The 4,056-nt window shown below is 61.9% G+C and carries 6 protein-coding genes and 1 rRNA gene; 2 read left to right on the top strand and 5 right to left on the bottom strand.

What is annotated here, in order from left to right:
• Positions 1 to 262, bottom strand: a 262-nt coding sequence (locus VK92_RS38755; protein ID WP_048468272.1) for an SDR family NAD(P)-dependent oxidoreductase, incomplete at its 3' end; no start/stop codon positions are given.
• Between the two features lie 164 nt (positions 263 to 426).
• Between VK92_RS38755 and VK92_RS38760 the strand changes: the two genes are divergently transcribed.
• Positions 427 to 1,398, top strand: coding sequence for a potassium channel beta subunit family protein (locus VK92_RS38760; protein ID WP_048026650.1), 972 nt, complete (start codon positions 427 to 429; stop codon positions 1,396 to 1,398).
• 126 nt (positions 1,399 to 1,524) lie between these two features.
• A complete protein-coding gene (locus VK92_RS38765) occupies positions 1,525 to 2,370 on the top strand; it encodes a 23S rRNA (adenine(2030)-N(6))-methyltransferase RlmJ (protein WP_021164367.1) in 846 nt (281 codons plus the stop codon).
• 15 nt (positions 2,371 to 2,385) lie between these two features.
• On the opposite strand, the gene VK92_RS38770 is transcribed toward VK92_RS38765, so the two are convergent.
• The 4 genes from VK92_RS38770 to rrf form a co-directional block, all read right to left on the bottom strand.
• The gene (locus VK92_RS38770; protein WP_042978458.1) at positions 2,386 to 2,721 is read right to left on the bottom strand and encodes a hypothetical protein; all 336 of its coding nucleotides are present in this window, start codon (positions 2,719 to 2,721) and stop codon (positions 2,386 to 2,388) included.
• Between the two features lie 147 nt (positions 2,722 to 2,868).
• Positions 2,869 to 3,015 (bottom strand): DUF3563 family protein, encoded by a 147-nt coding sequence (locus VK92_RS41385; protein WP_006478295.1) that lies wholly within the window; start codon positions 3,013 to 3,015, stop codon positions 2,869 to 2,871.
• A 215-nt stretch (positions 3,016 to 3,230) separates the two neighbouring features.
• Positions 3,231 to 3,635, bottom strand: coding sequence for a Cu(I)-responsive transcriptional regulator (cueR, locus tag VK92_RS38775; RefSeq protein ID WP_027786885.1), 405 nt, complete (start codon positions 3,633 to 3,635; stop codon positions 3,231 to 3,233).
• Between the two features lie 255 nt (positions 3,636 to 3,890).
• Positions 3,891 to 4,003, bottom strand: a 5S ribosomal RNA gene (gene rrf, locus VK92_RS38780).
• Positions 4,004 to 4,056: the final 53 nt, after the last annotated feature.

The raw sequence follows: 4,056 nt of genomic DNA on the forward strand, positions 1-4,056 counted from the left end.
GGATGTCGACCGAGCCGAACGTTTCGGCCACCTTGTCGATACCGCTGTTCACGGCTTCCTCGTTCGTCACGTCCATCGCGACGCCGATCGCCTTGCCGCCGGCCTTGACGATCTCGTCGGCAACGGCGTTCGCGCCGTCCTGGTTCAGGTCGGCGATCGCGACGGCCGCGCCCGCTTTCGCGAGCTCGAGTGCGATTTCCTTGCCGATGCCGCTCGCGGCGCCCGTGACGACTGCGGTCTTGCCATTCAGATCTGCTGCCATGTCCGTCTCCTCCCGTTGTCGGATCGAAAAAGTACGTGCCCGTCACCTCGGCATTCATCGCGTGATCGACGCGGCGGGCCAGCCGCCATTGTGCACGATCGGCCCCGCCGTTCGCGCGCAAAACGTCTAACCTTAAGGTCGGTTCTGTCACGCAGGAGATTCGCATGCACTATCGACGGCTAGGCCGCTCCGGCCTGCAGATCAGCGCGCTTTCCCTCGGCTCGTGGGTCACGTACGGCAACCAGGTCGACCAGCGGGTCGCGCGTGAATGCCTTGCCGCAGCACGCGACGCAGGCGTCAATTTTTTCGACAACGCCGAGGTGTACGCCGGCGGCAAATCCGAGGAAATCATGGGTCACGCGCTCAAGTCGCTCGATTGGCCGCGTGTCAGCTATATCGTGTCCACCAAGTTCTTCTGGGGGCTCGCCGAAGCGCCGAACCAGTATCACACGCTGAACCGGAAATACCTGCTGAACGCCATCGACGGCTCACTGCGTCGGCTGCAGCTCGACTACGTCGATCTCGTCTATTGCCATCGCCCCGATCCGAACACGCCGATCGAGGAAACCGTCTGGGCAATGAGCGACATGATCGTGCGCGGCAAGGCGCTGTACTGGGGCACGTCGGAATGGAGCGCCGACGAGATCCGTGCTGCCTGCGAGATCGCCGAACGGCATCACCTGCACAAGCCGGTCGTCGAGCAGCCGCAGTACAACCTGTTCCACCGCACGCGGGTCGAAAAGGAATATGCACGGCTCTACGACGACTACGGTCTCGGCCTCACGACCTGGAGCCCGCTGGCATCGGGCCTGCTCACCGGCAAGTACCGTAACGGCGTACCGCCCGGCAGCCGCGCGCAGTTACAGGGGTACGACTGGATGCGCGACCGCCTGACCGACCAGGCCGCCAACGACATCGTCGAACGGCTCGGCGAAATTGCGACGGAGCTCGGCTGCAGCACCGGCCAGCTCGCGATCGCATGGGTGCTCGCGAATCCGCACGTTAGCTCGGTCATCACGGGCGCGTCGCGGATCGAGCAGATCGGCGACAACATGCGCGCGCTCGACGTTGCCGCGAAGCTGACACCGGATGTGAAGCAACGCATCGAGGAGGTGGTCGGCGATGCGTACGAATGAGGCGATGCACGGCCACTCGCGTACAATACGCGGCCCGCATCGGCGCCCGGCCTGACTGCCGCGCCTAGCCGGCCGCGCACGATCAAGCGCTTTCATCGATTCACCTTTCGTTTCAGGCAGCCCGCCATGCTCAGTTATCGTCACGGTTTTCACGCAGGCAACCACGCGGACGTGCTCAAGCACGCCGTCGTCGTCCAGTTGCTGCGCTACCTGAACAAGAAAGACAAGTCGTACTGGTACATCGACACGCATGCAGGTGCCGGCGTGTATTCGCTGCGCGACGGTTACGCGGCAAAGACGTCGGAATTCGACACTGGCATCGGCCGGCTGTGGAACGAAAAGAACCTGCCGGAAGCGCTGGGCGACTATGTGGATGAGGTCCGCGCGCTGAACGACGACGGTGAACTGCGCTTCTACCCGGGGTCCCCGTACATTGCATGGCGATCGATGCGCGAGCAGGACCGCATGCGGCTGTTCGAAATGCACACGACGGAAATCGACGTGCTGCGCCACAATTTCCGCGATGCGGGGCGACGCGCGATGATCTTTGCCGGAGACGGCTTCGAAGGCATCAAGGCGCTGCTGCCGCCGCCGCCGCGACGCGCGCTCGTGCTGATCGACCCGTCCTACGAGGACAAGAAGGATTACGCGCGCACGGTGACTTGCGTGACGGAGTGTCTGAAGCGTTTCGCGACGGGCTGCTATGCCGTCTGGTACCCGCAGGTGACCCGGACGGAATCGCAGCGTTTCCCCGAGCAGTTGAAGCGCCTGCAACCGAACAACTGGCTGCACCTGACACTGACGGTGTCGAATCCGCCCACTGACGGACTCGGTCTCTACGGCAGCGGGATGTTCATCCTGAATCCGCCGTACACCCTCGCCCAGAGCATGAACGAGGCACTCCCTTATCTGGTCGAGATGCTGGGACAGGATAGCGGCGCCCGCTGCCAGATCGAGCACCGCGGAAACTGATCGCGCGACTGCGCGTTACGGCTGCGGTCTGGGCGCGAGCCTTGGCTGGTTGGCCGGCTGTCCACCCCACGCGGGGACATTGATATACGGTGCGACGAACAGCGGAACCGACGTGTTCGGCGCCTGCCCGGCCGGAGCCCGCATGCCTGCCGGCTCGACGATCGGCTCGGGAGACAGCGGCGCCGTCTGCAGCACCAACCCGCCCTTGCCGTCCTGGATGCCGCGTTGCGTATCGAGAATCAGCGGTTTGGACGATGTCGCGGCAGCGGCCGCGAGTCCATGGACAAGCGCCACCGCGCCGAGAACGAGACGCGCGCGGGCACTGCGACGCACATCGAGACGCAAACGCATGATCGTGTCCTTCGGGATGAAAAGCAGGCCCATACCATAGCGCTGCACTGATGATTGCGCCAGATCCGGCGCACAAAAAAACAAAGCCCCGTCAATACGGGGCTTGCTTATCGTTCGGTGCCACGTGGCACCTGACGGTGACTCCGATTACAGCGAGTAGCCGTTGGTTTCGAGCGAGCGGATACGGCTCTCGAGCTGGACGATGTCCGACGACGTGGCGAGGTAAGCCTCACGGCGTTCACGTTCTGCGGATTCGAACCAGTTGCTCAGCTTTTCGACGATGTAGGCGATCATGACGTTCTCCAAGGAAGGGGGACCCCTGGTGAATCGAGATTCAGGGATTTCCCGTATAGGGTTATCCCGAATTATAGCGATGCCGCACCAAGATGCTAGTGAAATACTTGCATGGAAACCATTCCAGTTTGGAATGATCGAGCATCAACTTCACGTAACCTGTTGATTTTTATGGAAATCGAATCGAGGCCCGTTTCGAACCTCGAATATGCGCACTAATTTGGTTCACTGACGGGGTCGGACAGACGCGCCAAAATCGGGCACTCGGGACGCCCGTCACCATGACAGTGCGCGGCAAGATCGGCCAGCGTGTCGCGCATGTCGCTCAGTTCCGCGATGCGCTTGTCGAGTTCGGCCACGTGCTCGAGCGCAATCGACTTCACTTCCGAGCTCGCGCGGGAACGATCTTGCCAGAGCGTCAGCAGCTTGCGGATGTCCTCGACGAGAAAGCCAAGGCGTCGCGCCTGACGGATGAAGCGCAGGATATGAATTTCGTCCGCCCCGTAGATGCGGTAGCCGGCGTCGGTACGTTTGCTCGGCGCAAGCAGGCCAACCTGTTCGTAGTACCGGATCATTTTTGCGCTGACTCCGGATTCGCGCGACGCATCGCCGATATTCATTCCCGCCCTCTCCATCAAGCCCTGGTTTCGAACATGAGCGTCGACGAGTGCAATCGCCGGCGCCACTTCGATCGTATCAAATCGCGTGGTTTCGTTTCGGGGCGAGGTTTGACTGCAGGATGGCAGCTGAGAGAGCGGGCCAGCGCGCCAGGTAGACGGGATGAATGACGTGCGCTTTCTCCAAGCGCAAATGGTTTTCCGCCGCCGAAATGCAAAAACCCCCGCCTTTTCGGGCGGGGGTTTCTGGCTTAGGGAGCCTGACGATTACCTACTTTCACACGGGAATCCGCACTATCATCGGCGTAGAGTCGTTTCACGGTCCTGTTCGGGATGGGAAGGGGTGGGACCGACTCGCTATGGTCATCAGGCAAAGAGGGTTGTTGCGCTGGCTTCGCAGCGCAACCAATCTTGGAAGAAGCAG

It is taken from the genome of Burkholderia sp. LK4, assembly GCF_001043615.1.
Taxonomy (GTDB): Bacteria; Pseudomonadota; Gammaproteobacteria; order Burkholderiales; family Burkholderiaceae; genus Burkholderia; species Burkholderia cepacia.

Bases quoted from the DNA above. Each gene is read 5' to 3' on its own strand.
- cueR (WP_027786885.1), bottom strand. From the start codon at position 3,635: ATGAATATCGGCGATGCGTCGCGCGAATCCGGAGTCAGCGCAAAAATG.
- VK92_RS38760 (WP_048026650.1), top strand. From the start codon at position 427: ATGCACTATCGACGGCTAGGCCGCTCCGGCCTGCAGATCAGCGCGCTT.
- VK92_RS38770 (WP_042978458.1), bottom strand. From the start codon at position 2,721: ATGCGTTTGCGTCTCGATGTGCGTCGCAGTGCCCGCGCGCGTCTCGTT.
- VK92_RS41385 (WP_006478295.1), bottom strand. From the start codon at position 3,015: ATGATCGCCTACATCGTCGAAAAGCTGAGCAACTGGTTCGAATCCGCA.
- VK92_RS38765 (WP_021164367.1), top strand. From the start codon at position 1,525: ATGCTCAGTTATCGTCACGGTTTTCACGCAGGCAACCACGCGGACGTG.